Annotated in this window: 30 protein-coding genes; 4 read left to right on the forward strand and 26 right to left on the reverse strand. The window is 40.2% G+C overall.

The annotated features are described in order from the left end of the window. Window positions 1-202: 202 nt before the first annotated feature. Window positions 203-445, forward strand: a complete 243-nt coding sequence (locus tag GWK51_RS13195; RefSeq protein ID WP_100242437.1) for a hypothetical protein — start codon at window positions 203-205, stop codon at window positions 443-445. Window positions 446-491: 46 nt separating this feature from the next. On the opposite strand, the gene GWK51_RS13200 is transcribed toward GWK51_RS13195, so the two are convergent. Next, window positions 492-947: a hypothetical protein gene (locus GWK51_RS13200; RefSeq protein WP_161934061.1), complete on the reverse strand. Its 456-nt coding sequence runs from the start codon at window positions 945-947 to the stop codon at window positions 492-494. A 116-nt stretch (window positions 948-1,063) separates the two neighbouring features. Here GWK51_RS13200 and GWK51_RS13205 point away from each other — a divergent pair, with 116 nt between their 5' ends. Then, on the forward strand, window positions 1,064-1,927 hold the full coding sequence (locus tag GWK51_RS13205; protein ID WP_161934062.1) for an alpha/beta hydrolase family protein: 864 nt from the start codon (window positions 1,064-1,066) through the stop codon (window positions 1,925-1,927). 95 nt (window positions 1,928-2,022) lie between these two features. Here GWK51_RS13205 and GWK51_RS13210 read toward each other — a convergent pair whose 3' ends face one another. Next, window positions 2,023-3,555, reverse strand: a complete 1,533-nt coding sequence (locus GWK51_RS13210) for a TerC family protein (protein WP_100242434.1) — start codon at window positions 3,553-3,555, stop codon at window positions 2,023-2,025. Window positions 3,556-4,310: 755 nt separating this feature from the next. Here GWK51_RS13210 and GWK51_RS13215 point away from each other — a divergent pair. After that, complete coding sequence (locus GWK51_RS13215) at window positions 4,311-4,775, forward strand: MarR family winged helix-turn-helix transcriptional regulator (RefSeq protein ID WP_142768912.1); 465 nt, start codon at window positions 4,311-4,313, stop codon at window positions 4,773-4,775. 184 nt (window positions 4,776-4,959) lie between these two features. On the opposite strand, the gene GWK51_RS13220 is transcribed toward GWK51_RS13215, so the two are convergent. The 3 genes from GWK51_RS13220 to GWK51_RS13230 all read right to left on the reverse strand — a co-directional run bounded on the left by GWK51_RS13220 (window position 4,960) and on the right by GWK51_RS13230 (window position 9,725). Next, complete coding sequence (locus tag GWK51_RS13220; protein ID WP_161934063.1) at window positions 4,960-7,125, reverse strand: malate synthase G; 2,166 nt, start codon at window positions 7,123-7,125, stop codon at window positions 4,960-4,962. Window positions 7,126-7,487: 362 nt separating this feature from the next. Then, window positions 7,488-8,636: a cell division protein ZapE gene (gene zapE, locus GWK51_RS13225; protein WP_142768914.1), complete on the reverse strand. Its 1,149-nt coding sequence runs from the start codon at window positions 8,634-8,636 to the stop codon at window positions 7,488-7,490. A gap of 81 nt (window positions 8,637-8,717) precedes the next feature. Next, the gene (locus GWK51_RS13230; RefSeq protein WP_161934064.1) at window positions 8,718-9,725 is read right to left on the reverse strand and encodes an AraC family transcriptional regulator; all 1,008 of its coding nucleotides are present in this window, start codon (window positions 9,723-9,725) and stop codon (window positions 8,718-8,720) included. Window positions 9,726-9,932: 207 nt separating this feature from the next. Between GWK51_RS13230 and GWK51_RS13235 the strand changes: the two genes are divergently transcribed. After that, window positions 9,933-10,841, forward strand: a complete 909-nt coding sequence (locus GWK51_RS13235) for a lysine exporter LysO family protein (RefSeq protein ID WP_161934138.1) — start codon at window positions 9,933-9,935, stop codon at window positions 10,839-10,841. A gap of 76 nt (window positions 10,842-10,917) precedes the next feature. Here the strand turns inward: GWK51_RS13235 and GWK51_RS13240 are convergent, their stop codons facing one another. The 21 genes from GWK51_RS13240 to lpxK all read right to left on the reverse strand — a co-directional run bounded on the left by GWK51_RS13240 (window position 10,918) and on the right by lpxK (window position 26,001). Then, window positions 10,918-11,130: a hypothetical protein gene (locus GWK51_RS13240; protein ID WP_161934065.1), complete on the reverse strand. Its 213-nt coding sequence runs from the start codon at window positions 11,128-11,130 to the stop codon at window positions 10,918-10,920. A gap of 75 nt (window positions 11,131-11,205) precedes the next feature. Beyond that, window positions 11,206-11,886 carry an orotidine-5'-phosphate decarboxylase gene (pyrF, locus tag GWK51_RS13245; protein ID WP_161934066.1) on the reverse strand — a complete coding sequence of 227 codons (681 nt, stop codon included), beginning with the start codon at window positions 11,884-11,886 and terminating at the stop codon, window positions 11,206-11,208. Window positions 11,887-11,922: 36 nt separating this feature from the next. Continuing rightward, window positions 11,923-12,282, reverse strand: coding sequence for a lipopolysaccharide assembly protein LapA domain-containing protein (locus GWK51_RS13250; RefSeq protein ID WP_044740024.1), 360 nt, complete (start codon window positions 12,280-12,282; stop codon window positions 11,923-11,925). 20 nt (window positions 12,283-12,302) lie between these two features. Beyond that, window positions 12,303-12,608, reverse strand: a complete 306-nt coding sequence (locus GWK51_RS13255) for an integration host factor subunit beta (protein WP_100242426.1) — start codon at window positions 12,606-12,608, stop codon at window positions 12,303-12,305. Window positions 12,609-12,778: 170 nt separating this feature from the next. Further along, window positions 12,779-14,455, reverse strand: coding sequence for a 30S ribosomal protein S1 (gene rpsA, locus GWK51_RS13260; RefSeq protein ID WP_016167693.1), 1,677 nt, complete (start codon window positions 14,453-14,455; stop codon window positions 12,779-12,781). 108 nt (window positions 14,456-14,563) lie between these two features. Then, entirely contained in the window at window positions 14,564-15,247 is a 684-nt protein-coding gene (gene cmk, locus GWK51_RS13265; RefSeq protein WP_161934067.1) for a (d)CMP kinase, read from the reverse strand. A gap of 17 nt (window positions 15,248-15,264) precedes the next feature. After that, window positions 15,265-15,696, reverse strand: coding sequence for an SRPBCC family protein (locus tag GWK51_RS13270; protein ID WP_161934068.1), 432 nt, complete (start codon window positions 15,694-15,696; stop codon window positions 15,265-15,267). A gap of 59 nt (window positions 15,697-15,755) precedes the next feature. Then, window positions 15,756-16,271 carry a tRNA adenosine(34) deaminase TadA gene (tadA, locus tag GWK51_RS13275; RefSeq protein ID WP_161934069.1) on the reverse strand — a complete coding sequence of 172 codons (516 nt, stop codon included), beginning with the start codon at window positions 16,269-16,271 and terminating at the stop codon, window positions 15,756-15,758. A 4-nt stretch (window positions 16,272-16,275) separates the two neighbouring features. Next, window positions 16,276-17,400, reverse strand: a complete 1,125-nt coding sequence (locus GWK51_RS13280) for an enoyl-CoA hydratase/isomerase family protein (RefSeq protein WP_161934070.1) — start codon at window positions 17,398-17,400, stop codon at window positions 16,276-16,278. Then, window positions 17,397-18,110 carry a uracil-DNA glycosylase gene (ung, locus tag GWK51_RS13285; RefSeq protein ID WP_161934071.1) on the reverse strand — a complete coding sequence of 238 codons (714 nt, stop codon included), beginning with the start codon at window positions 18,108-18,110 and terminating at the stop codon, window positions 17,397-17,399. The genes GWK51_RS13280 and ung overlap by 4 nt, the downstream gene beginning before the upstream one ends. Before the next feature lie 42 nt (window positions 18,111-18,152). After that, on the reverse strand, window positions 18,153-18,749 hold the full coding sequence (locus GWK51_RS13290; protein WP_161934072.1) for a 6-pyruvoyl trahydropterin synthase family protein: 597 nt from the start codon (window positions 18,747-18,749) through the stop codon (window positions 18,153-18,155). 108 nt (window positions 18,750-18,857) lie between these two features. Next, window positions 18,858-19,805 carry a type II secretion system minor pseudopilin GspK gene (gene gspK, locus GWK51_RS13295; RefSeq protein ID WP_161934073.1) on the reverse strand — a complete coding sequence of 316 codons (948 nt, stop codon included), beginning with the start codon at window positions 19,803-19,805 and terminating at the stop codon, window positions 18,858-18,860. 40 nt (window positions 19,806-19,845) lie between these two features. Next, window positions 19,846-20,472, reverse strand: coding sequence for a type II secretion system protein GspJ (locus GWK51_RS13300; RefSeq protein ID WP_171519184.1), 627 nt, complete (start codon window positions 20,470-20,472; stop codon window positions 19,846-19,848). A gap of 2 nt (window positions 20,473-20,474) precedes the next feature. Next, a complete protein-coding gene (gene gspI / locus GWK51_RS13305; protein ID WP_161934075.1) occupies window positions 20,475-20,846 on the reverse strand; it encodes a type II secretion system minor pseudopilin GspI in 372 nt (123 codons plus the stop codon). Continuing rightward, window positions 20,836-21,405: a prepilin-type N-terminal cleavage/methylation domain-containing protein gene (locus GWK51_RS13310; RefSeq protein ID WP_161934076.1), complete on the reverse strand. Its 570-nt coding sequence runs from the start codon at window positions 21,403-21,405 to the stop codon at window positions 20,836-20,838. The genes gspI and GWK51_RS13310 overlap by 11 nt, the downstream gene beginning before the upstream one ends. A 15-nt stretch (window positions 21,406-21,420) precedes the next feature. Further along, the gene (locus GWK51_RS13315; RefSeq protein ID WP_142768928.1) at window positions 21,421-22,020 is read right to left on the reverse strand and encodes a TetR/AcrR family transcriptional regulator; all 600 of its coding nucleotides are present in this window, start codon (window positions 22,018-22,020) and stop codon (window positions 21,421-21,423) included. Window positions 22,021-22,074: 54 nt separating this feature from the next. Continuing rightward, entirely contained in the window at window positions 22,075-22,848 is a 774-nt protein-coding gene (locus GWK51_RS13320; RefSeq protein WP_161934077.1) for a TatD family hydrolase, read from the reverse strand. A 24-nt stretch (window positions 22,849-22,872) separates the two neighbouring features. Then, on the reverse strand, window positions 22,873-23,214 hold the full coding sequence (locus tag GWK51_RS13325; protein WP_100242414.1) for a PilZ domain-containing protein: 342 nt from the start codon (window positions 23,212-23,214) through the stop codon (window positions 22,873-22,875). A gap of 12 nt (window positions 23,215-23,226) precedes the next feature. Then, window positions 23,227-24,213, reverse strand: coding sequence for a DNA polymerase III subunit delta' (locus GWK51_RS13330; protein ID WP_161934139.1), 987 nt, complete (start codon window positions 24,211-24,213; stop codon window positions 23,227-23,229). 12 nt (window positions 24,214-24,225) lie between these two features. Then, entirely contained in the window at window positions 24,226-24,987 is a 762-nt protein-coding gene (gene kdsB, locus GWK51_RS13335) for a 3-deoxy-manno-octulosonate cytidylyltransferase (RefSeq protein ID WP_161934078.1), read from the reverse strand. Between the two features lie 9 nt (window positions 24,988-24,996). Beyond that, complete coding sequence (lpxK, locus tag GWK51_RS13340; protein WP_161934079.1) at window positions 24,997-26,001, reverse strand: tetraacyldisaccharide 4'-kinase; 1,005 nt, start codon at window positions 25,999-26,001, stop codon at window positions 24,997-24,999. Window positions 26,002-26,004 lie beyond the last annotated feature (3 nt).

Here is a 26,004-nt window from a genome sequence, read left to right on the forward strand (position 1 = left end):
AATGTGCAAGCTAGTATTACCGAATAAAATATGAACTATTCACAAAATAAACAATTTCCCATATAAATTTTTATATAAGTAATAGTTTTTCGACAAAATAAAGGTATTAGCTATTGAAATACCCCTAAATTCGAAGTACAACATTACTAACCAATCCGACTAAAACACTTAGGTTTTAGTCAAATTCATAGGAGGGATGGAGATGTTATCATTACATTTCAATAAGCAAGTCTTCATTAACGCTCTGAAGGCAAATAAAAACATGGTCACCTATTTAAGCACCACCGTGGCCTTGATGCTTACTTTGCTATTTCATGGATTAATTCAAGGACATCTAAAAGCCGAATATTTTGCCTACGCGCTTTTTGTTTCTGCCGCCTTTTATGGTTGGGCCGCCATAGACCAAAAAGTCCGCGCCCAAAAGAAATCTAAGACCACCGATTAAACAGATGGATGATTATTCATCCATCTTCAAATCCAAATTATAATTATTAAAAAAGATATAACGCTGTTCCCAAGATTAACATTCCTGTCGCAAATAACTCACTCAACAGCAATAAGAACATACTCAAGGTCATCACAGTTTTTGGCAAAATTCGTTTTCCTAGCCGATGTGGCTCTTTAAATTGATTATTCGTATCTTTAAAAAAGCCATGCAGAACATAACTTAAAATTGAAGCACTAAAAAAGAATAAGTTCAGTAAAACAAAGACCAAATTCCACAACGCTGGCCAGACTGAAAATGCAGCCAAGACCGCCAAAATTAAACTTGCAGGTGCATATAACAAGCTACTTCGATGCGCAATATCCACATAATAATGCGCTCGTGCTTGTGGTGATTTCCTGATCTGCCAGTATTTCCAAACCCCTGTGAACATGCCCACCCATAAAAACAAGCCACTAAAAATAATCGCCAGCTTCACAGCAACAGAAAAATACACAACCATTCAACAACCCTATTTAAGAATTTTCTACGCTTATCTGACTTGTAAGTCATATTTTTTACAGGTTTCTTTTTAGAACTTAGCTAAAGTATTGTGAAATAGTAATTGAAACTTCACTCATGGATACTCAAGTTAAATCCTTATACATACATTGCGCGGATGGTTATAAATTAAGTGCAAAGCTTTATCCAAGCCAAGTGAATTCCGACAAAACCTTACCCATCTTAATCTGTCCCGCCACAGGTATTGTTAAGGAATTTTATCACTCCTACGCCGAGTGGCTGAGTAGCATAGGCTATAGCGTCATGAGCTTTGACTTTAGGGGCATTGGTGCCTCGTTACATGGTCCATTGCACCAATCTGAAGCCAGTATTGTCGATTGGGGACAACTCGATATTACCGCTGCAATCGATTGTCTATTAGACCAAACCAAAGCATCCCAAGTCATTCTTCTGGGTCATAGTGCAGGTGGGCAGCTACTTGGCATTTCCCCAAACTACCCCAAGGTTGCCAAAGTGATTGCTGTATCGGGCTCCACAGGGCATATACATGGCTTAAAAGGTAAGACTAAATTCCTCGCCCCAATCATGTTCCACTTACTCTTCCCAATCTCCAGCAAGCTAAAAGGATTTGGTGCTACCAAAATGATTGGTATGGGGGAGAACCTGCCTAAAAAAGTTGCCAAACAATGGGCTGAGTTTTGTGGGACACAAGGTTATGTCATGCATGCTGTGAAAAAAGAACAACTACCGAACTATCACAATCAAATTACTTGCCCTATTACAGCAATTTGGGCATCTGATGATGAAATTGCCACCCAGCCCAATGTACAAGCACTACTCAAACTTTACCCCAACGCCAAAACATCCATGATTGAACTAAAACCTCAACAGTTTCAACATAAAAGTATTGGACACATGCAGATGTTCCGAAAATCACATCGCAACCTTTGGGATGTAATTGAACAGCAACTACGAAACTAGTTTCTCCATCAAGCTGTGCCACACTCCAATCTGGCTTGATGGACTTTTTATTCAATAAAAAAGCCCGAACTTTCGGGCTTTTTTAACAAACTTAATTAATGGCGATACATAATCGTGACATATTTAATGCGATTATCTTCCAGCTCCGTTACTTCGAAGTGGACACCTTGATAGTCCAACTTTGTACCGACTTGAACATCGCCTTGGGTTTTATCTAAAAGCAAACCCGCAACACTCATATAACCTGCATCATCTTCAACTAAATCCAGCATACCTAGCTCTAGTTCTAACTGATACAAATCTAGCATGCCAGAAGCTTTCCAAGTTTCATCGTTAATTTTAACCAGATCTAACTGTTCATCTGCGTCTGGGAATTCACCCGCAATCGCTTCAAAAACATCGAGTGGTGAAATTAAGCCTTTCACATTGGCAAATTCATCTGTCACAAGAACCAATGAACCCTTAGACGTTCTTAAGGTATTAATCGCATCAATCACTTTCATCTTCTCAAAAATGAAAATTGGACGTTGACGCTTAATTAATGCCTTGAGTGCTTCTTCACCATCATCAAGCACATCTAATAATTCTTTGGCACGCACCACACTAATCACCTTATCCAAACTACCGCGGCAGACTGGAAATAAACTATGTGGCACCGCAAGTACCTGCTCACGGATTTTTTCAGGTGTATCGTTTAAATCAATCCAAGAGATTTGATTGCGCGGCGTCATAATAGATGCAACCGAACGCTCGGCCAGTGTCAAAACACCACCAATCATGTAGCGTTCTTCGTCGGCAAATGCCTCATGTGCTTCAATTTGCTCAGCACCCAATTGCGATGACTCTACTTTACCACCCATGAGTTTTAAGATGGAATCCGCAGTACGATGACGCAAAGGAATCTTAGATTCATGTTTCGCTACATTACGTTTTGAGTACTGATTAAATGCTTCAATCAGGATGGCCACACCAATACCCGAGTAGATATAACCTTTCGGAATATGGAATCCAAAACCTTCAGCAATCAAGCTAATCCCGATTAATAACAGGAAGCTCAAACACAGAATTACCACTGTAGGATGACGGTTTACAAAACTGGTTAATGGCTTAGATGCAAATAACATCACAATAACTGCGATAGTTACCGCAGCCATCATCACATAAATATTGTCCACCATACCAATTGCGGTAATGACAGAATCTAGTGAGAAAACTGCATCCAATACAATAATCTGCGCAACAACAGCCCAGAAGCCCGCATATACAACAGATGAAGTGGATTTAATCTCTGGCTTGCCTTCCATTTTCTCATGCAATTCAGTGACAGCCTTATACACAAGGAACAGTCCACCAAAGAGCAGAATCAAATCACGCCCCGAGAAGGATAAATCGGCAATTTGGATCAGTGGTTTGGTCAAAGTAACCAACCAAGAGATTACGGACAATAGTCCTAAACGCATGATTAATGCAAGAGAAAGACCAATAACACGTGCTTTATCACGTTGTTCTGGTGGAAGTTTATCTGCCAAAATGGCAATAAAGACTAGGTTATCAATACCTAAAACAATTTCTAATACAATTAGGGTAAGCAAACCAACCCAAATTCCAGGATCTAATAAGAATTCCATTATTTATTCACCTCGATTAACTCAAGGCTTGATTTCAATAAGCTAGACCTGCACGGCGACGGATCCATGTATAACCTCTTTTCAACAATAGATTGTTTTATTATGCACACTCTCCCCGTTTTGTAATTACTTTTTTTAATTTTTTTACAAAATCAGAAATTTACATTTGATTTTAAGAAAAGATTAAAATATGATCTTTAGATACAATTCAAATACATTGAGCGAATTGATTTTAACAAAACAAGAAAACCGAGCAGTCATAAATGATTTTTAATTATTTTAAATAGGGATCTCATTACAATAAGACATTGTTATATAAAAATATTTAAATAATTCATCTGTCAATTTTTATTTTTGATGTGAGACGTATCGGTATCACCTAGTTAATAAAGAGAGTTTTCAAATGATTTTTTTCCACTAAAATGTACACCCGAACGGATTTGCAGGTCGTTTTTTAAACAAATCAAGTAAATTAAATTGCCTATCCCAACCGAATTCATGTGTAGGATCCTGATGCTACAAGCAGTATAGAGCAATTGCACATCAGCTAATCCACACAAAAAGAATCACTTAACTCATAGCAGTGCTTATTTTAATTTTAAATTCGCACTTAAAGGAACACGATTTAGTCAAATTTAAATAGAAATACACATCTTGTTGATTTCTAATTGACTATTTCATCACAGTTATATTGCTTATCATGAGATAATTCTCATAAAATTAAGCAATATAAAAATAAATGACGGGAATCACATATGACTAAAAAGTATGCGAAATTTTTACCTACGACAGATGACTTCAGCCTAGATAACTTTCCTTTTTTCTGGGTGACACAGGTTTATTCGCAGCACGTACAAAAGGTCGATCAAGTCCTCAAAAAGTATGGCTTGGATAATTCTCGTCGTCGTATCTTACTTGCCTTAAAATCCAAACCCAATGCGAGCGTATCTGATCTTTCAGATATGGTGGTTTCCAAAATGTCGACAACCACTAAAATTGTATATCGCCTTAAAGACGAAGGTTTGGTCGACACCTACTCATGTGAAGATGATGCACGCATTACCCGTGTAATTCTCACAGAGAAAGGACACGAAATGGCGCACAAGATTAATGACTTAACCAGCGCAGTCCTAGAACAATCTTTTGAAGGCCTAACCCCTCTTCAAATTGAAAAAATGATGGATAGTTTGAAGCATATTTTCAATAACTTAAACCGATAATATTTATGCTTTTTAAAACAGGTCTTTCATACTGAAAGACCTGTTTTTATTTCTACATCTAAAGACCATCTACATTTAAATCTCAACTTTTAATTTTCATTTGCGGATTCTTGCTCAAAATTCTTAGACAAACTCGCAAATAAAAAAGCCTCCATAAGGAGGCTTTTTAACAAAGGCAGCTAACTTAGTCGCCAGTGTAACCTTTTAATTTTAAACGCGCAGCGTGCAACAATGGCTCTGTATAACCTGAAGGCTGTACACCACCTTTGAAAATAAGATCAGAAGCTGCTTGGAAAGCGATGTTGTTATCAAAGTCTGTTGCCATTGGTGTATACAATGGATCATCAGCATTTTGACCGTCAACAATCTTCGCCATACGCTTCAATACTTCTTCAACCTGTTCACGCGTTACAATACCGTGACGCAACCAGTTCGCAACGTGTTGAGAAGAAATACGCAATGTTGCACGGTCTTCCATCAAACCAACGTTATTGATATCTGGAACTTTCGAACAACCCACACCTAAATCTACCCAACGAACCACATAACCCAAGATTCCTTGACAGTTATTTTCAAGCTCATTGTTAATTTCTTCAGCTGACCAGTTTGTATCTGGAGCAAAAGGAGGTGTTAACAAGTCGTCTAATGAAAGCATTTCTTCAGTTTTCAACTGATCTTGACGCGTTTTCACATTCACTTGATGGTAATGCATTGCATGTAGTGCAGCACCTGTTGGAGATGGTACCCAAGCACATGATGCACCCGCATTTAGATGAGCCGCTTTAGTCGCCAACATGTCTTTCATGCTGTCTGGCTTCGGCCACATGCCTTTACCAATTTGCGCCTTACCTTGCAAACCACACTCTAAACCAATTGCCACGTTACGGTTTTCATAAGCAGCAATCCATTTTTGAGTTTTAACAGCTTCTTTACGAACAACTGGTGCAGCTTCCATAGAAGTATGGATTTCATCACCAGTACGGTCCATAAAGCCCGTGTTAATAAAGATTGTGCGGTCTTTAGCAGCAGCAATACAGTTCTTCAAGTTTACAGATGTGCGACGCTCTTCATCCATAATCCCGATTTTTACAGACTTCGCAGGTAGACCAAGCGCTTGTTCTGCACGCTCAAAAAGTTCAACTGCAAATGCAACTTCTTCTGGACCATGCATCTTCGGCTTAACGATATACATTGAACCTTTACGAGAGTTTTTGTTCTCGTTTTGACCACGAATATCAGCAATGGTAAGCAATGGTGTTACCAATGCATCCATGATGCCTTCAAAAATCTCTTCGCCATCTACAAGTACCGCAGGGTTCGTCATTAAATGACCCACGTTACGAAGAAGCATCAATGAACGACCATGCAATGTCGTAGTACCACCAATTAGGTTCTTAATTGTACGGTCTTTGTTTAATGTACGAGTAACAGTTTTACCATTTTTCTCGATAGACTCTTGCAAATCACCTTTCATTAAGCCTAGCCAGTTACGGTAGCCTTCAACTTTCTCTTCTGCATCAACTGCAGCAACAGAATCTTCTAAATCCTGAATGGTGGTGATTGCAGCTTCAAGCACTAAGTCTTTTACCCCAGCAGCATCGGTTTTGCCCACTGGGCTGTTTGCATCAACTTCAATAATGACATGTAAACCATTGTTCAATAGAACAACTTCAGAAGGGTTTGCTTCTTCACCATTAAAGCCAACGAATTGTGCTTCATGTGCTAAACCAGTTGTAGAACCATCTTTAAGGGTTACAACCAATTTGTTATTTTCCACTGCATAACGTGTTGCATCAGCATGCGAACCCTGTGCAAGTGGGAAAGTTTCATTTAAGAAATTCTTTGCAAATGCAATTACTTTGTCGCCACGTACTGGGTTGTAGCCTTTACCTTTTTCTGCGCCACCTTCTTCAGAGATCACATCAAAACCGTAAAGTGCATCGTAGAGTGAACCCCAACGTGCGTTTGCCGCATTTAAGCAATAACGTGCATTACGTACAGGTACAACCAATTGTGGTCCTGCCAATAATGCAATTTCTTCATCAACATTTTCTGTGCTGATCTGGAAATCTTCTACTTCTGGTACCAAGTAGCCAATTTCTTTTAGGAAAGCTTTGTAAGCTTCTAATTCAAATGTGTTGTTGCGGTGCCATTCATCAATTTTAGCCTGAAGATCTTCACGCTTTGCCAAAAGCGCTTTATTTTTTGGGCTAAGATCGACAACGACTTGCTCAAAGTTTTTCCAGTATGTTTCGCTGTCCAAACCAGAACCTGGTAAAGCTTCATTCTCGATGAAATCGTAAAGTTCTTTAGCAATCGCTAACTTACCTTTTTGAATACGTACAGTCATTGTCTTTCCTGATATTGCTACTTTTTATAACAAGAGATTCTAGTATACCGATTTATACTTTGCTGAATAGTAATATCACACTCCTAAATAGTAAGCATTTTCTTGAAAATAAATATTGACATCATCAAATAAAATGCTGATAAGTTTGTATTATTACTTCCATGAATACTCTATTTACAGTTTATTAAGTTTTAGAAATGTCGAAATTAGACTTAAGTTCAGAACATCTATCAAACTCATCCCAATTACTTATTTTCATTTCTTGTTTGATCTGACGCATTTTCCATATACAAGCAAAAATGTTGATTTAACATACAATACTTTCACCCATAAAAAAACGCCATTTAATGGCGTTTCTTTGCTTATTCGTTAAAATCTTTGGCAGATTTCTCAATCAGTCGGTGTTCAGAATGCAAATAATCATCAGATTGCATTTCCAGTAAGCGTGAACGTGTACGCTCAATTTCAAATGCCAACTTTTCACCTTGATAAATATCAATGATCGTATCTTCCGAAGTCAGCAATAATTTGACTCCACGGTCATAAAACTCATCGACCAAATAAATGAATCGACGCGTTCCCTCAGAGAGATAATCTGTCAAATGCGGAACATTACTAACCAAAACTGTATTATAGATATTCGCAATTTCAATAAAGTCAGCAGGGCTACGCGGCTTTAAACACAACTCAGAAAATTCACACCACAATACATCTTCAGTATGACCAATGGTTTCTACCAAACGACTGTTAATCACAATCGGCTCTTGTGACTGATGCTGTGTTTGTGTTAATGCTGTAAAACGCTGAGCAATCCAAACTTTATGATCATGCGTTAATGGGTGCTTAAACAATTGTGCTTGCTTTAATACACGCAAACGGTAATCCACACCTGCATCCACATTCAAAATGACACAGTTTTTCTTCACCATCTCAATGGTTGGGATAAAACGGTCACGGTGAATACCATTCTTATATAAACCATCTGGAGCAATGTTTGATGTCGCAACCAGCGTTACACCTCGACTAAACAATTTCTGGAATAAATCACTCAGAATCATTGCATCGGTAACATTGGTCACAAAGAACTCATCAAAACAGATAATCACAGACTCTTTATAAATTTGATCCGCAACTGCATCCAAAGGATTACGCTGACCAGATAATTTATTCAGCTCACGATGCACATATTGCATAAAGTGATGGAAATGCATACGTGTTTTACGACGGAATGGAATCGAGTCATAAAACTGATCCATCAACCATGTTTTACCGCGACCAACACCGCCCCACATATAGACACCCTGTGGAGAAGTCTGACGACGAAAGCGACGAAATGCTTTTTTTGATGCCTTGTAGCGCTGAATCAGTTCTTGCCAGACGCGATCTAACTCATGTACAGCTTGTGCTTGCGCTTCATCAGGCATAAATTGCCCAGAAGCCAAGGCTTGCGCATAACGTTCAGCTGGTGATAATGGTGCAAAGGCAGTGCTGTGAAGATTTAAATCCGACATATCTTGATTACTATTTTGGTCTGACGAAAGTATAACGAAAATTAGGGAACAATAAATAAAACTTTGGCATGAGTATCCGTACTACTTGGAATATTGCCGAGGACTACGTCCAAACCAGCGTTTAAAAGCATGGTTAAATGCCGCTGGTTCAGAATAACCCAATAATTCAGCAATCATTTCAATGGTGTACTCCTGATATTCAATCAACCTCAATGCCTTTTCTTTAATCAATTGCTCTCTAATCTGCTTATAACTGCTATTTAACTGTTGTAACTGATGCCTCAATGTGCGCTCAGGAATATGCAAGGCTTGTGCTGTTTCCGCCATGGTTGGTATTGCACCTTGTTGTAAATCCAGATAATCCTGAACACGCTCAACCAAATCGGGTACGGTAGACTGCTGTGCCAAACGCTTCATTTCAGCTTGACACTTATAATCATAAATCCGAAACGTCATTTGATCTGCCGATAGAATATGAATATCCAGTACAGCCTCATCAAACCAAAACGCTGCATAAGGTTGTGAAAACGTAATATCCGAACCATAGTAGGCCTGATACATTGCGAGAATGTCAGGATCTTCAGGTGGATCAAATGGTAACTCTACCTTAAGCTGAGGCACAATCAGCCTCATCTTTTTATATAGCTCTTGAATAAATTTATAAGTCCCTGCCAATTCCGATTGCGCACGAAACATATTCAATTCATCTACTAGATCATCTGCCTGATAACACAATGCAACCTGATGATTTTGAAACTTAAGACTGAGTTTTGCTGTTAAATGGGTTAAGGGCTGATATGCAATCACTCGTTCTAAAGCAGTTCGAATCGTGTCGCTCGTGACCAACAACATCAACAATGGACCATATCCTGCCAAAGCATAATGCTGCCCAATATATAAACCCTGCTCAGTGGAAACTTGCTCGGACAATACTTTTAAAACATCACGTTCTAATCGCGGATGAATTATTGCGGTAGGGTCCAACGCATCGACACTCAAGCCAATCCCTTGTAACTGCTGATCAACATCAATCCCAGCTTTACGCATCGCTTGTATTAAATACATAAGACTGAGAATGGATCTTTTCATATTTGTGACAATATTGGTGTGAATCCATTTTTTAACCCAATTTAGTGCATTTGAAAATTGCCGAATCTATCAAACTACAATCGTATAAAAATATGTATCCAATCTAGTTAATCTCTCCATAACAAAAAATGCAATCTGACGCACAAGTCGCTGCAACGATGGCACAGTTAAGTTATGATGCTGCAACTGCAAATTAATATTCTTACCATGCAAGCCCTGATCCTGATTTCACAACTCCTGCTTTGCCTCGCAGCAGGCTATCTATTCGCAAAAAAACTACCGATTTACTTAGTTCAGTTTTGCTTTAAAGTTTTACCTTATTTTTCCTACTTACTCTTGATTGGCATTAGCATGGAATTCACCCATGCATTACAAGATATTCATGGTTCTTCGCAGATTTTAACCAGCGCAACCACACTCGCTTTCCTGACGACTATAGGTTCATTTTTATGCTGTTTCGCACTGTATAAATTCATTGGGATTCAACCCACTTCAGGTAAAATTTCGCTCGACCTTTTACTCAAATCTTTTATCAGTATTTCCTATGCATGCTTAGCCTTAGCAGTCGGTTTCGTACTTGCCAAATTTTTCGAAAACTATGGCTTACCCATCCAAGTAAACACTTGGTATCTGTTACTCGCATTTATGTTCTTAATTGGGCTGGATCTTGCCTTTAGCCCCTTAGATCGTTCTTGGTTAAACTTGAAAATCCTGCTCGTTCCAATTGGGTGCATTATCGGTTCAATTATCGGCGCTTTAATTGCCAGCATGTTCCTTCAACATCTTCAACTCAAAGACCTGATTATGCTCTCGCAAGGGTACGGGTTCTATTCCATGAGTGGCATTGTAGTTTCAGAACTAAAAAGCCCTGCGCTTGGCAGTATTGCGTTAATTAATGATTTATTCCGAGAGATTATTGCGATTATTCTGATGTATTGTATTGGCTGGCGTTACCCCCGCTCTGCGATTGCCTCAGCCGCAGCAACTGCCATGGATGTATCATTACCTATGGTCAAACAGGCTTGTGGCAATGACTTCATTCCACACGCAATGGTGAGTGGTTTTATTCTCTCTATTCTGGCACCCATCGCTGTGAGTGTACTTGCCGCACTTTAAGAGCAAGACAATCTCCCTTGGTATTGATGTTAATAAGTTAATACCAAGGGAAATAAATAAAATTGAGCCAGACATACTACAAATCCATATCAATATGACCAACAAGATCTACGACTGCGTCAATGACAGCGGATCCAATATCCAACAAATCAATTCCAGATGACCAATCAGCAGAAGACTCTTCTTTCTTTTCTTCAATTAACAGCGTTTCCTCTAAAGTGTTCTGCAACTCAGCAACCTGCTCTTCATCACTAGCCCCATCAAGCTCAAATAATTTTTTATTTATCACCTATTCACCTTCTTAATATTCAATTCATAAAAAAAGCCCTTCATTCGAAAGGCTTTCAATCAATTATTCATCATCTCAAAGCGTAGCCAATATATCTTTTAGTGTTTGGCGTGGATTGTCAGATTTCGTGATTGGGCGCCCAATAACCAGGTGTGTAGAGCCATCTAACATCGCTTGTTTTGGTGTCACAATACGTTTTTGATCATCTGCATTTGCACCCTCTGGACGAATGCCAGGAGTTACCAACGCAAAATCTTGTCCCAATAAATCACGCAGCATCTTGGCTTCTTGTGCAGAACACACTACACCGTCCAAACCTGACGCTTGTGTTAACTGTGCCAAACGTTTTACCTGTTCAAATGGTTCAATATCTAAACCAATATCACGCAAGTCTTCACGACCCATTGAGGTTAAAACAGTCACAGCGATCAGTTGCGTTGCATAATTACCTGCTTTTAAACGCGCTACACAGGTTTCCATCATTTTACGACCACCTGATGCATGCACGTTCACCATCCATACACCCAAATCTGCTGCTGCGCAAACTGCTTGAGCCGTGGTATTCGGAATGTCATGAAATTTCAAATCCAAGAAAACTTCAAAGCCTTCCGCATGCAAAGCTTTAACAACAGCTGGACCTTCATGGGTAAATAACTCTTTACCAACTTTTACTCGACATAATGCAGGATCTAACTGCTCTGCAATGTGCAACGCATCAATTTGGCTTTTAGCATCTAATGCAACAATGATACTCAAGAGAATTTACCTTTAGTCAGACAAAAAGAAAGCCCATTATAATGGGCTTTTATTATCGTTTGTTACATCAAATACAGTTTTTTCATGCCTTGCATTCGCAGCAGCCTCAGCAGCAGCCAATTGCGCAGCTTGAATTTGTTCTTTGCGTAGGTGATCAATATCCTTACGTAAGCGCTTAATCTCCCAACTTGTTTGAAACACACGGAATACTTGCACACCAAGCAATAATCCTACTACCACACCCAATGCCAGAGTCAGCAATAAAACTAAACCCAAACGCATTGCAGGGACTTGTGTAAACAACAAATCAACCGTGACTTCAGTACCATTCTGTAAAACCAAAGCCAACGAGTAACCAAATAGAATGATTAATATGGCGACCAATACATAACGCATATACACCCCACTTTTTATTATTATTGATTTATAGCTTCATTCACCGCATCACGTAATGCTTTACCAGGTTTGAAATGTGGAACCGCCTTTGCAGCAACTTCAACAGACTTTCCTGTTTTAGGATTGCGACCAATGCGTGGTTCACGATGATGTAAGGCAAAACTACCAAACCCGCGAATTTCAATACGACTATCAGACGAAAGTGCTGCAATCATTTGATCAATCATGATCTTAACTGCTTCTTCAACTAAAGGTTCCGCTAAATGCGGGTTTTTTAGAGAAATACGCTCAATTAAGTCAGACTTATTAAGTGCTTCAGTAGTCATCTGCGACCTCTTTAATTATCAAGCTACTTGTACTACTTGTACCTAAACTGATAATAACCTGTTTAAATACAAAACGGTAGCGCAATAATTAAATACTACGCTACCGTTTACAGTATTTGTGTAAAAAGTATTAGTTAAATTACATTAACAATACAATTTATACGACCTACTTAGTGGTTCATTTGAGCTTTGATCAAGTCACCAATAGTCTTAGGACCATTGTCTTGAGATGCAGATGCAGTCTTCAAGTTAGCAACAGCTTCTTTCTCTTCAGCTTCGTCTTTCGCTTTGATCGACAAGTTGATAGAGCGAGATTTACGATCAACGTTGATGATTTTTGCTTCTACTTCTTGACCAACTTCTAAGAATTTAGTTGCATCTTCAACGCGGTCACGGTTGATTTCAGAAGCTTTTAATTGAGCTTCTACTTCGTCAGCCAACTTAACAGTAGCGCCTTTAGCGTCAACTGCAGTTACAGTACCTTTAACCAAAGCACCACGTTCGTTAGCAGCTAAGAAATCGTTGAACGGATCGCTGTTCATTTGCTTGATGCCAAGGCTGATACGGTTGCCTTCAGCGTCTACAGACAAGATAACCGCTTCAACAGTGTCACCTTTCTTGTAACGACGGATAGCTTCTTCGCCTTGTTCGTTCCAAGAAATATCAGACAAGTGAACTAGACCATCGATACCGCCTGGTAAACCAATGAAGATACCGAAGTCAGTGATAGATTTGATCGTACCAGAAACTTTCTCGCCTTTGTCGTGGTTCTTAGCAAACTCTTCCCATGGGTTAGCACGAGTTTGTTTGATACCAAGAGAAATACGACGACGTTCTTCATCAACTTCAAGAACCATAACGTCAACTTCATCACCAATCTGAACAACTTTAGATGGGTGGATGTTTTTGTTCGTGTGGTCCATTTCTGAAACGTGTACTAAGCCTTCAACGCCTTCAGCGATTTCAGCGAAGCAACCGTAGTCAGTTAAGTTAGTAACGCGAGCTTTAACGATAGAACCTTTAGGGTAACGGCTCATGATCGCTAACCATGGATCTTCGCCTAATTGCTTAAGACCTAAAGATACGCGGTTACGCTCTTTGTCAAATTTAAGTACTTTAACAGTAACTTCTTGACCAACTTCAACAACTTCTGATGGGTGCTTGATGCGTTTCCAAGCCATGTCAGTGATGTGAAGAAGACCATCGATACCGCCAAGGTCAACGAATGCGCCGTAGTCAGTAAGGTTCTTGATAGTACCTGTAACTGTTTGACCTTCTTCAAGCTGAGCAAGAAGAGCTTCACGGTCAGCTGAAGATTCAGCTTCCATAACAGCACGACGAGATACAACAACGTTGTTACGTTTTGCATCAAGTTTGATTACTTTGAATTCTAACTCTTTACCTTCAAGGTGAGTCGTGTCACGGATAGGACGAGTATCTACCAAAGAACCTGGTAAGAACGCACGAACTGGACCGATGTCAACAGTGAAACCGCCTTTAACTTTACCAGAGATAACACCAGTAACGATTTCGCCATCTTCAAAGATTTTTTCAAGTTTAGTCCAAGTTTCAGCACGCTTCGCTTTTTCACGTGATAAAACAGTTTGGCCCATACCGTTGTCAAGAGCTTCAACAACAACATCAACTGTATCGCCAACTTGAACTTCAAGTTCACGTTGTTCGTTTAAGAATTCAGCACGGTCAACAACACCTTCAGATTTAAGGCCAGTGTCAACAGTTACCCAGTCAGAGTCGATGCTTACTACAACGCCTTGGATGACAGCACCCTTTTCAACGTTGAGGTTTAATTCGCTTTCTTCAAAGAGGGCTGCAAAAGATTCGGTCATGATATACCCGATAAAGTATGCGGTCTTGGATCAGACAAGGCCGTTTTAGTTAAGCGTCTACATAGTCCGTTATGAACTGATCAAGCTATGCTTTCGCTAAAAATTTCTTTACTTTGCTAATTGCTTATCGATATATTGAGTCATCAGATTAAACACTTCATCAATGTTTAATTCAGAGCTATCAATAATCAAAGCGTCGGCTGCGGGTTTGAGTGGAGCGACTTCGCGTTCCATATCTCGTTTGTCGCGAGCTTCAATATTAGCTAAAATGTCGTTTATTTTAACATCCAGCCCCATACCCTGCAACTGTTTTACCCGACGCTCGGCTCGGGATTGTGCTGAAGCAGTTAAATAAATCTTCGCTTGCGCTTCTGGAAAAATCGCCGTTGCCATATCTCGACCATCCGCAACCAAGCCTGGCGCTTGTGCAAATGCACGCTGACGGTCAAACAATGCCGTTCTAAGCACAGGAATTGCTGCAACTTTTGATGCGAATTCTCCTACACGTTCTGTTCGAATGGTTTGAGTGACATCTTCACCCTCTAATAAAATTTGTGTTTCATTTGGAGTGGTTACGAATTTTATGTCTAAATTTGTTGCAATTTCAGCACAACGATCTAATTGCTGATCCAGCACATCTAATAAGTTTTGCTTATGCAACGACAAACCCAATAAACGGTATAAAGCACCTGAGTCCAATAAATGGAACTGGTAATGTCCTGCCAGCTTTGCCGCAAGAGTGCCCTTACCTGAACCACTTGGCCCATCGATGGTAATAATATTTACTGTCATTGCTATTCCGTTTTACCTTATACAGATTTTGCGAGTTTAGAAAAGCCTAGTTTAATCGCTGATTTAAGCTGTGCAAGGATTAATTTATTGACAAATGGAACACGTGCCTGCAATTCAATCGTATAAGTCACCAATGTTGACTCAGGATTTAATGCCTCAAATTCGATTATGCCAAGATGGTGTTTAATCAATGGGTTTTGAATAATTTTATATTCAATTCTTTGATTTTCCTGCATTAGCGTAATTTGTTCCTTCAATGGCTTTACAGGTCCCAAACCCAATCGTCTGACTGAACCCAAACCATCTGGACGCTGAGGATCTGCCGAATCAACCACTCTCTCCACCTGAATGGGTGCAAATGCCACATTATAAGTTGTGTGCTTTGCTAATAAATCAAAGACTTGCTGCACAGGCGCATTAAATTTCTTTTGTACTTGAATCGAATTCATATATTCATCTCAATTTGACAATTATTATTGTCATCAAATTCTACATGAAATTTGATCAATTATTTTAAACCGTCAAGTTTTTGTTGTATTTTCTGTTCTTTCTTTTGCAGTCGTCGCATTTTAAAGAAATCACTCAATTGCTGAGAACACTGTGCTTCTAGACACCCACCAAGCACTTCAAATTGATGATTGTAGTAACCTGTTTCTAATAACTTTCGAGCACTAACCAACGAACCCGCCTTAGGCTCAGTCGCTGCAAAGACCACACGCGCAATACGTGCATGAATTAAAGCACCTACACACATGGTACAAGGTTCTAAAGTGACATATAAAACGGCATCGGCAGGAAGCCGATAGTTTTGAAGGTTTTGACAGGCTTGACGGATCGCCTGAATTTCAGCATGTGCTGTCGGGTCCATCAGAGAAATGGGCGCATTATGCCCAACACCCAAAATTTGATTTTGACTCACCAATACCGCACCGACAGGAATTTCCTGTTCAGCAGCAGCCAATGCAGCCTGCTCAAAAGCAAGCTGCATCCAGTATTCATCTGAATAAATTTCAAATTCGGACATTGCTTTAGGCAATCACACCATACTGTTTTAGAAGCTGATTCCAGCTTTCAATGGTTGTTATAGGTGGATTAGCAGATAAGATTCCTTTTAAAGACATATCCGTTCCCGCACTCCATTCTGGTGCCAAATCTTTATCCACCAGACGTGCACGCACACCTTCAACAAAATCAGCATGACGGATTTTCCAGTCCGAAATTTGTGTTTCCAACTCAAACACTTCATTCCAAGAATGGATCTGCTTACCCCATTGCCACAGCAACCAAGTTAATGCTGCCGTTGCTGGAGAGCCTTTTTGCAAGTTTTCGCTGGCTTGACGCAACCAATCACTACGCGCATCACGTAAGCCAATAATCGACTCATAGTCATGCTCGAAATTCACACCACGGCAAACACTTTGAATGACATCTAATGAATTTTGTAATGGACCAGGCCCTACAGGACGATGCAGACTATTTAAAGTGTCATCAATCGCGCGGAAATCGCCCGCTGGGTAATGCCCCCAATCAATATTAATCAGCTTATCCAACACTTTATCGCGATGCGCATCACAGATATGCGTTGCCCAACCAATGCTATAAGCACCTGCCGCTGTCATGATTGAACCAGTCAAACCTGTAAACAAGCCAATCGCACCACGATCAGCCAAGAAACGGGTTGCACCCACATCTGGATATAAACCAATATTGATTTCCGGCATTGCCAAACGTGAGTATGGTGTCACCATACGAAATGGTGCTGCCATAAACAAACCTAGACCACCACCCATCACATAACCCTCTCCCCAAACCAATACAGGTTTAGCGTAGTTATGTAAAAGTAGATCTAAGGCATATTCTTGCTCAAAGAATTTATTTGCCGCATCAACTTCAGAATTAATCACCAATTGACGTAATTTACGTACATCACCACCCGCACAAAAAGCTTTTGGTGTGGTTGAATCTAGCCAAATTGCCTTAACACGATCATCGTGGTGAAAGTCCTGAAATACTTCCAATAAGGCTGTAACAATCGATTCATCTAAAGCGTGCAACGACTTAGGGCGATTTAAACGGACAATACGCCAACCATTAATCGCTTCTTCTACAAGAACGTCTGGGTGATAATTTTTTAATACGGGAGAGTTTGTCATGCGTCCAGCTGCCAATCTATCGGCTCAATGCCATTATGTTTGAGATAATTATTTGTTTTAGAAAAAACCTTACATCCAAAAAAACCACCACGGTTCGCAGCCAAAGGAGATGGATGTGCTGCTTTTAAGATGAGGTGTCTGTTTGGATCTATTCTTTGTCCTTTACGTTGAGCATAGGCGCCCCAGAGAATAAATACAATGTGTTCTCGCTGTTCATTCAATACATCAATCACATGATCGGTAAAATTTTCCCAACCACGTTTTTGATGCGAAGTCGGTTGCCCCGCTTCTACAGTCAACACACTGTTTAATAACAACACCCCTTGTTCAGCCCAATGGGTCAAGTCACCATGTCGAGGAATCTCCACACCCATATCCGCATGTAATTCATGAAAAATATTACGTAAGGAGGGTGGCAAGGCAATCCCTTTTTGCACAGAGAAACTCAAACCATGCGCCTGATTGGGTCCGTGATACGGGTCTTGACCCAAAATCACAACCTTTACTTGCTCTAAAGGTGTGGTATTAAACGCATTAAAAATCAGACTGCTCGGTGGATAGATTTCTTTCTGCGCTTGCTTTTCCGACACCAAAAAATCTCTTAACTCATCCATTTGCGGGCTGAGCAAGAAATCACTGAGTCCATATTTCCAACTGGCATCAAGCTGAACTTTATCCAACTTGTGTAGTTGTTGATCGGTATAAGACATGCTTATTTCCTAATCCCTTAAAATTCTTTCTTAATTTGTAAATTAAATTTTTACTTGTAAATCCACGCTTGGATTTTGGAATTTAAAACCTTGCTTCAGCTTTTGATACATCTGTGGATCTGTCCATTCCGACTGTACCTGCTCTGAGAATACAATCTCATCCAAAGACAAAATACCCATCTGCTCATTTTCAATATCTTCTAAAAAGCTTTGTGCATAACCTGTGTCTGTTTCATGCACAATCACAGAATAGACCTCTACATCACCTTCACCATTTTGTGTTTCGGTCGATGCGAGTATTTGCTGAGCCAAGAAGAAAAAGATTCGCGAGAATTGTTCTGCAGACGGTGAAACAGGTAATGCCACCCAACGTGCACTGAATTTTTGACACGCTTGAATATATTCAGGATCATCATGCTGCCAAAAACAGATGGCATGATCAAAACTGTCAAAAATATCTTTGATAAGCCCTTTTAGCAAACCAAAGTCATACACCATTTGACCATGATCCAACTTCGAAGCTTTAAGTAATAATTCAACTTTATAACTATGCCCATGAATCGAACGCTTACAGCGATCCGATGTGCAGTTTCGCACAATATGCGCATTTTCGAACTTAAACAACTTACGAATTAACATGTGTCTGAATGGTATGAATCGTCAATAAAATAATGCTAATTATAGAACAAAAGTGAACTAAAGCGCATTAAATTTACCATTTATCACGATCGGTCTTTTCTGATTGCCTTATTCAGGTGCAAGCGAACGATAAAGCACATGCACTTTTTTATCTTCTCTGAGCAAATAGGTCTGAAATTGACGCTTTCTTTCACTCAACATGACCTCAATTTTGGCCTGAAAGTAAATAGATTTCACACCCAGTAATGCATTTAAAGCGGTTTGATTTTCATTTTTGGCTTGAGAGAATGGCTCCAGACTCCACAATTCATCGACATTGGAAAAATGTTCCATATTCTGCTGTCTTTGCTCCAATACAGCCTCTACTGTTTCGACATCCAAACTTTCAGCTAAACTCGCCAATACAATTGCAGGCGCTGTATTAATATTCACTTTAGCATCTTGAACTGCAATAGCACTCACATAAGGCGCAATCAGTAAATATTTTTCACCCTCAAAGCCACGTACCATCTTAAGCTCTTCAAGTGCATGAAATTTACTATTTGCTGGCAAATAGGCATTTCTCAAGCCTTGATAATAACTCTCTTCTGCGCCCATTGGACCTAAGGTTTCGTTGTCTGCATCCTGCCAATCAATCACTGCTTCGCTCAATTGTGCATTTAATCCGACATTCGTCAGTAATCGTTCAAACCACTCCTTCGCAGCGACATTCACTTGCCCTGAATCATCCACAAGACTGTTTAGATTAAACTTGCCTGATTCATCATAAAGTTGACCTGTAACATAACCATCTTCAACAGGGAATGCAGGCATAGGCTTCGCCCAGTTTTCTTGTAGATAATCGACATCACCTGCATTTTCTGCATCTTCCACCAACAACTCAGAAAAAAATGTTTCAGCACTTTTGGCATACCATAACGACTGATTTTGGCGCATCAAATATGCAGTATTTTCCGCTGTAAACTTTTGGCGCTGTGCAATTGTTGCAGCAAGAATGGTTGCCAAAGCCACCATGACCAAAATTGTAATTAATGCGATACCCTTTTGTTTCTTCATTTAGCATCTCATCATGAACTGCAACCTACACCTGAAGTGCTTAACTATTTTGTTTTTTGTCTAAATAATCTGTATTCAGCAAGCTAAAAATCCATTCATAGGCCACACCATTCACCATTAAATTAATTTTTATTCCCTTAGGCAAACGTTTCTTTATCAAAGCCTCATCAGATTGTCCCGACGCCTCAGGCCAAGCGGAAGCTTCGTTTGGATTCAGCACGACCACCTGAAATTGCTCTACATTTTCCAGTAGAACACTAGATTCTGGCTGCGTCTGTGAGGCAGTATTTAAACCACGCGTACGTAAACGATATAAGGTCTGTGTATCCGCTTGATATTGATATTCAACACGCTCTTCAGAAGGAATCCCCTGCAATAAAGGATCTGTCACCCCTACCTTATTAAAAGTAAATCGACCATTCTGTAAGATTAAAGCAGGCTGAACCTCACCATTGAGATTTGAGGTTAAAGGGGCAATCTGAATGGTATCTTTTAATATCTGTTGATAGGCTTGCTGTAAACTTGCCAATTTCTGTTCATGTTGTGCATTCCGATCTTTAACTTTGATCAGGTAATCGAAAACTTTCCAGCCCAAAGCAGACAATACTGCAAAAATTGCAATCGCCACCAAAAGCTCCACCAAAGTAAAACCTGCGCGTTTAGGCATAATCATGTTCTATTATTAAAAAAGACCAAATGCGTAACACCTGATACAGCCTTACCCGTTTCTGTATTAAATAAACGCACCTGTATTTCGACCCGTTGTACATTTGGACTCATGGTCGATTGCGCACTTTTTTCAACCTGCCAGTGCTCACCTTGTTGCGACAACTGTTCAGATTGCGTTCCTTCCAGCCATTCACCTTTAATTTGCATTTTGGCGATTTCATTTTGTGCCACAAATTGTGCTTTGGTACGTAAAATTGCCTGAGCAGTTGCCTGTGAATATTGCATCGCCACTTTGGTTAAAGCCATTGCAGCGGTTGCAAATATTGCCAGCGCAACCATGACTTCCAACAATGTAAACCCTTTAGATTTCATTTATTTTACCTAAATGGTCAATTTCGATTTCAGCTCCAAGCGGCTGCTGGGAGAAATAGAACTGAATTCGCACCGGCTTAACTTCACCATTGCCCAACCAAATTAACTGCGGAGCTTGACTGTTCAATAAAGCTGAATTTTGGGCATTATCATATTGATAATCAGTCGACTGAATTTGAAAACTCACATCATCGGGTAAAGGCTGGACTTTAAATCCTGAATACTCAGCCCATGTAGACTGATTGGATGAAGGAGTTCGCTCAGTACCAATCTGTTGATTTGAATAGTTTTGTTGATATTCTACAACTGCATATCGAAAAGGACTGACATCTGTTGCTGGCTGTATATTTAAAGCCAAAACCCGTGATTGATCGTTTGCTTCATGGGAAATACGCTGTAGATTCATTAAGAATATTTCGCGGGCTTGCATTGCTTTACGCTGATCAATCCCGCCAAAGTTCATCATAATTAATGAGGTCACAATCGCAATGACCACAATGACTACCATCACTTCAATCAGAGTAAAACCGCGATTTGAAGCTTGATGATGGATAATCATAGCTTGATCTTTATTTTAAGCAGTTACTTGCTTAGGCAAAGCAAGTGCTTGGTCGATATACGCCACACGCAATGTATCTCGCGAACCTAAATAACGCTGATAGAAACTTGAATTTAAGATTGCCGCTGCACCATGAGTTAATGACCAAATTGAAGCCAAATAATCACGTACCGACATTGAGCTATGAATTGAAGCCAGATATGTTTCAGTCATGTTGATAATAAGGCGTAAACGGTGACGTCTGACTTTATACAACTCACTGAATAAATGCTGGATGCCCTGACCTGTAATGGACAGACGCTCTTCAATTTGATGGAACAGCACCGTCCGCTCAGGATGATGCAGATGATGTAACATAAAGAAAGCCAAATGTTCTGGAAAAGCCTTCTCTGAATCCATAATCATTTCAAGCAACATACGTTCATTACGAATAATCAACAGCATGTAGAGTTCATCTTTACTTTGAAAGTGCTTATAGAGAGTACCCTTCGCCAAGTCCAGCTCTGCCGCCAGAGCATCGAGTGTCATACCTGATTCGCCATTTTCTAGCAACAATTGCTCAGCCACTTGAAAAATTAGGGTTTCTCTTGCTCGAAACTGAGCTTGACGATCCATCTTCACTCTACACTCTCTTCAATTCTTATATTCAGTCTAAAACCACACAGTCTATTACTTTAATTGCAGCAAGTTTTCAAAATTCTGTGTTGTGATTAATGCCATTTCTTCCAGCGACTTATCATATACATCAGCCAAAGCTTTGGCTACATATGGCACGTATTTTGGCTCATTTGTTTTACCGCGATATGGCACTGGCGCAAGATACGGACTATCTGTTTCAATCAATACTCGATCTAATGGCACCTGCTTGGCCACATCTCTTAAATCTTGTGCATTTTTAAACGACACAATGCCCGAGAACGATACATAATAACCGCAATCTAACACAGCTTTGGCTGTTTCCCAGTCTTCAGTAAAACAATGCAAAATCCCATGCGTTGATTTTTCTGCACGAATGATATCTACCGTATCATGCTTAGCTGAACGGGTATGTACCACAACAGGTTTTTTCACGATTTGCGAAGCGTGAATATGTCGAGCAAAACATGCTTTTTGCTCCTGAATAAAATCAGTACTGTGGAAGTAATCTAGACCAGTTTCACCCAATGCCCAAACCTTATCTGCCTGAGCCAGCTCTACCAAATACTCTGTTGTTGCTCTTGCCATGGTAGCGGCATCCTCACAAGGATGCACACCAACGGTATACCCCACATCTGCATGGCGCACAGCAATTTCAGCCAAAGCAATATGATCATCCAGATCGACCGAGATACTCATGAATTTTGTAACGCCAGCTTCTCGCGCTTGCGCCAAAGCCAAATCTAAATTTCCCCCATAAGGAGTCAGATCCAGCATGGTTAAATGACAATGAGTATCTACAAACACATTTTTTTCCTATTTCCAATCCAATTACATGGTGTAACTATAACGACCTTCGGCTTTAAAGCCTGCGAGAAGTTTTTCTGCCTCAGATTTAAAGTAAACCCCTTTCTCCCCCACAAGCTGTATACCGAAACCTTGTGGCTTAATACCATTCTGCTTTTGTGAAATCCAGATCACTTTACCAGTTAAGGGAATTTTTTGAGACTGATCAGGCAATGTGGTCAATACAAAAACCTCATCACCCAACTTGACTGCTTGCTTTGAAGGAATAAATAAACCACCACCTGCAACATAAGGCATGTACGATTTGTACAGTGTTTCCTTATCCGAGATATTTGCATGAATAATACCGCCCATACGTGGTTGCATTGTATTTCCCCTTTAAACATTCATTAGTTTTATACACAGTTGATCAAGTACTAGATTTGTTTGTACGTTTTGCTCGATAAACTGTTTGGACTGTTGTAAATCTGAATATAAATCAAAAAGCTTTTCTAAAGAATAGTGCTCTGCCAGCTGAGCCAACTGCAAATCAATATTTTTAATGGGCTGGTTCAGCTTGACACAAATCAGGTCAGCCAACAAGTACTCATACATACGACTAAAATCATCAAATGCCAACGCCTTCTGCCATTTAGTCGCAATTGCGATTGGCATATTTTTATCTGTGACCAATTTTTGCCAATCATTTAAAAAGTCTTGACGTAAATTCAGCCAATCATTCTGCGCAAGTTCGAGTGCTTGAAGCGGCATATCATTAGATAAATTCAGCAACAACTGAAATTGTGTTGACGTGAGCTCAGCAGCCATATGCGCTGATAAATAATTCTGAGTCTGTTCAGCACTGATTCGATCAAGTGCAAAATGTTGTAATCGACTACGTATAGTGGCTGGTAATTTAAGATAGTGTTCTGCCAGAAGAATAATCACTACTCGATCACCTGGTTCTTCGAGCGTCTTCAGCAATGCGTTTGCAGAAGCCGTATTTAACGCTTCTGCTGGCTCAATCACAATCACCCGCCAACCATCGACTGTTTGCTGCACAAAAGGCAATAAATCACGAATTTTTTCAATTTTGATTTTGGCGTTTTGCTTTTTATTGTCTTCATCTGTCGAGATATACACATAATTCGGATGCGTATCAGATTTCAACCACTGACAACTCCCGCATTCTCCACAGGGCGCATTACGTAAATGGCGTTGTTGGCACAAAATCCATGCCAAAAAATACTGGGTAAAGGCTTCTTTACCACAGCCCTTTTTGCCATAAAACAATAAACCATGCCCCATCTGTGGGAAACGCCCTGTTAAGGTGTCCCATACATTTTGCTGCCATGGAAAAATTTGTGGTTGAAGTTCTGTCTGCATCATCAATCTATCTTATTCAAAATGCGCAACATCCATGGCATTTAAGCGATCAAGATCTTCCTGAGTATCCACCCCAGGTGGCAAATTAGCTTCAGCAACCGCAATTGCAATACGATGTCCATTTTCTAGTACACGCAACTGCTCAAGACTTTCAAGCTTTTCCAACACACCCATCTCCCAAGTCACATATTCTTGTAATAAGCTGACGCGGTAAGCGTATAAACCCAAATGACGATAAGCTTGATTATGTAGTGCTGGATTGGCAAGTTTGGCACCATCACGGTCATAAGGAATGGTCGCACGACTAAAATAAAGGGCTTGATTAAACTTCGACTTCACCACCTTCACAATGCTGTCACGCTGGAATTCTTCCATGCTATGAATCGGTTCGCACAGTGTCGACATTGAGCAGTCAGACTGCGCGACCAAAAGCTCCGCTACTTGCTTCACCAAAGTTGCTGGCAATAAAGGCTCATCCCCCTGAACATTGACAATAATATCATCTTTATCCCAACCTTTAAGGCGTGCAACTTCGCTTAAACGATCCGTACCTGATGGATGATCTGCACTGGTGAGCACCACATCCACACCTTCAGCACAGCAAATTTCAGCGATGCGTGCATCGTCCGTCGCCACACATAAATCATCAAAGCCTTGTACTTTTTTTGCTTGATCAACGACACGCAATATCATTGGGCGACCATGAACTTCTAACAATGGTTTACCAGGTAATCTTGAGCTGGCAAAACGCGCAGGAATGACGATATGTTTCATAATTCACTCTTATTCAATATGAATGCCTAAATCAGCTAACTGCTGATTGAGCACTCGATAACATGCACTTGAAAGTACAGCTTCAACTGGAACCACCCAAATTTCACGATTAAAATCTGGATGTTGTTTTAATATAGGCAGCAGTTTAACGGCATCTTTCTCCGTGGTAATAATGGGATTGGTATCCTCAAACTGCAAATCTGTTAATTCATAATCATGATGATCAGGAAATTCGTGACACTGAAATTGCTTGATGCCAATAGATTCCAGCGTGCGGTAAAAACGTTGTGGAAAACCGATGCCAACAACGGCATAAAAATCTTGTTCAGGCTCGAAAGGGCTAGCTTCTAATGCATTCAGCAAGTATGGCTGTGCCACCTCTAAATGCATATTCAACTCTGATTCTGGTTGAGCCGCATGTTCAATGACCGTTCCCGAATCTAATCGACTTTTCGGTTCTCGCAAATAACCTTCTGGTAAGAGTTTTTCATTCCCCAAACCACGATTACGATCCAGTACAATCCATTCCAGCTGGCGTGCAAGCGCATGATGTTGCAAACCATCATCACTGATAATGAGATCCAACGCATGCTTTGCTAAAAGCAATTCAATGCTATGCTGGCGATTGGACCCAACCACCATGGGAGCACCTGTAGATTGCACAATCAGACATGGCTCATCACCCACTTGATCCGGGGTAGCTTCCAGTCCCACATAAGCAGGAAATGGACCCTTCCCCCCATAACCGCGACTAATAATACCTACTCTGACATTTTCAGCTTGTAAATAATTCACCAGATGAATCAGCAACGGAGTCTTACCACTGCCTCCGACGGTTATGTTGCCAATAATCATCACAGGAACTGGTGCGGTATATACAGATTTTAACCCTTTTTCATAGAGCTTTTTATTGAGCCAAAATCCAAAATGATAAAGACAAGACAAAGGACGCAGCACAATCAACCACTTTGCTTGTCGATTCCAAGCATTCTGAATAAATTGTGCAACTGACATTGC

The organism is Acinetobacter kanungonis (assembly GCF_009939195.1).
Classification (GTDB): Bacteria; Pseudomonadota; Gammaproteobacteria; order Pseudomonadales; family Moraxellaceae; genus Acinetobacter; species Acinetobacter kanungonis.

Coding starts and splice junctions, on each gene's coding strand:
- GWK51_RS13195 (WP_100242437.1), top strand. CDS start 203: ATGTTATCATTACATTTCAATAAGCAAGTCTTCATTAACGCTCTGAAG.
- GWK51_RS13200 (WP_161934061.1), bottom strand. CDS start 947: ATGGTTGTGTATTTTTCTGTTGCTGTGAAGCTGGCGATTATTTTTAGT.
- GWK51_RS13205 (WP_161934062.1), top strand. CDS start 1,064: ATGGATACTCAAGTTAAATCCTTATACATACATTGCGCGGATGGTTAT.
- GWK51_RS13210 (WP_100242434.1), bottom strand. CDS start 3,555: ATGGAATTCTTATTAGATCCTGGAATTTGGGTTGGTTTGCTTACCCTA.
- GWK51_RS13215 (WP_142768912.1), top strand. CDS start 4,311: ATGACTAAAAAGTATGCGAAATTTTTACCTACGACAGATGACTTCAGC.
- GWK51_RS13220 (WP_161934063.1), bottom strand. CDS start 7,125: ATGACTGTACGTATTCAAAAAGGTAAGTTAGCGATTGCTAAAGAACTT.
- zapE (WP_142768914.1), bottom strand. CDS start 8,636: ATGTCGGATTTAAATCTTCACAGCACTGCCTTTGCACCATTATCACCA.
- GWK51_RS13230 (WP_161934064.1), bottom strand. CDS start 9,725: ATGAAAAGATCCATTCTCAGTCTTATGTATTTAATACAAGCGATGCGT.
- GWK51_RS13235 (WP_161934138.1), top strand. CDS start 9,933: ATGCAAGCCCTGATCCTGATTTCACAACTCCTGCTTTGCCTCGCAGCA.
- GWK51_RS13250 (WP_044740024.1), bottom strand. CDS start 12,282: ATGCGTTATGTATTGGTCGCCATATTAATCATTCTATTTGGTTACTCG.
- GWK51_RS13255 (WP_100242426.1), bottom strand. CDS start 12,608: ATGACTACTGAAGCACTTAATAAGTCTGACTTAATTGAGCGTATTTCT.
- rpsA (WP_016167693.1), bottom strand. CDS start 14,455: ATGACCGAATCTTTTGCAGCCCTCTTTGAAGAAAGCGAATTAAACCTC.
- cmk (WP_161934067.1), bottom strand. CDS start 15,247: ATGACAGTAAATATTATTACCATCGATGGGCCAAGTGGTTCAGGTAAG.
- GWK51_RS13270 (WP_161934068.1), bottom strand. CDS start 15,696: ATGAATTCGATTCAAGTACAAAAGAAATTTAATGCGCCTGTGCAGCAA.
- tadA (WP_161934069.1), bottom strand. CDS start 16,271: ATGTCCGAATTTGAAATTTATTCAGATGAATACTGGATGCAGCTTGCT.
- GWK51_RS13280 (WP_161934070.1), bottom strand. CDS start 17,400: ATGACAAACTCTCCCGTATTAAAAAATTATCACCCAGACGTTCTTGTA.
- ung (WP_161934071.1), bottom strand. CDS start 18,110: ATGTCTTATACCGATCAACAACTACACAAGTTGGATAAAGTTCAGCTT.
- GWK51_RS13290 (WP_161934072.1), bottom strand. CDS start 18,749: ATGTTAATTCGTAAGTTGTTTAAGTTCGAAAATGCGCATATTGTGCGA.
- gspK (WP_161934073.1), bottom strand. CDS start 19,805: ATGAAGAAACAAAAGGGTATCGCATTAATTACAATTTTGGTCATGGTG.
- GWK51_RS13300 (WP_171519184.1), bottom strand. CDS start 20,472: ATGCCTAAACGCGCAGGTTTTACTTTGGTGGAGCTTTTGGTGGCGATT.
- gspI (WP_161934075.1), bottom strand. CDS start 20,846: ATGAAATCTAAAGGGTTTACATTGTTGGAAGTCATGGTTGCGCTGGCA.
- GWK51_RS13310 (WP_161934076.1), bottom strand. CDS start 21,405: ATGATTATCCATCATCAAGCTTCAAATCGCGGTTTTACTCTGATTGAA.
- GWK51_RS13315 (WP_142768928.1), bottom strand. CDS start 22,020: ATGGATCGTCAAGCTCAGTTTCGAGCAAGAGAAACCCTAATTTTTCAA.
- GWK51_RS13325 (WP_100242414.1), bottom strand. CDS start 23,214: ATGCAACCACGTATGGGCGGTATTATTCATGCAAATATCTCGGATAAG.
- GWK51_RS13330 (WP_161934139.1), bottom strand. CDS start 24,213: ATGCAGACAGAACTTCAACCACAAATTTTTCCATGGCAGCAAAATGTA.
- kdsB (WP_161934078.1), bottom strand. CDS start 24,987: ATGAAACATATCGTCATTCCTGCGCGTTTTGCCAGCTCAAGATTACCT.
- lpxK (WP_161934079.1), bottom strand. CDS start 26,001: ATGTCAGTTGCACAATTTATTCAGAATGCTTGGAATCGACAAGCAAAG.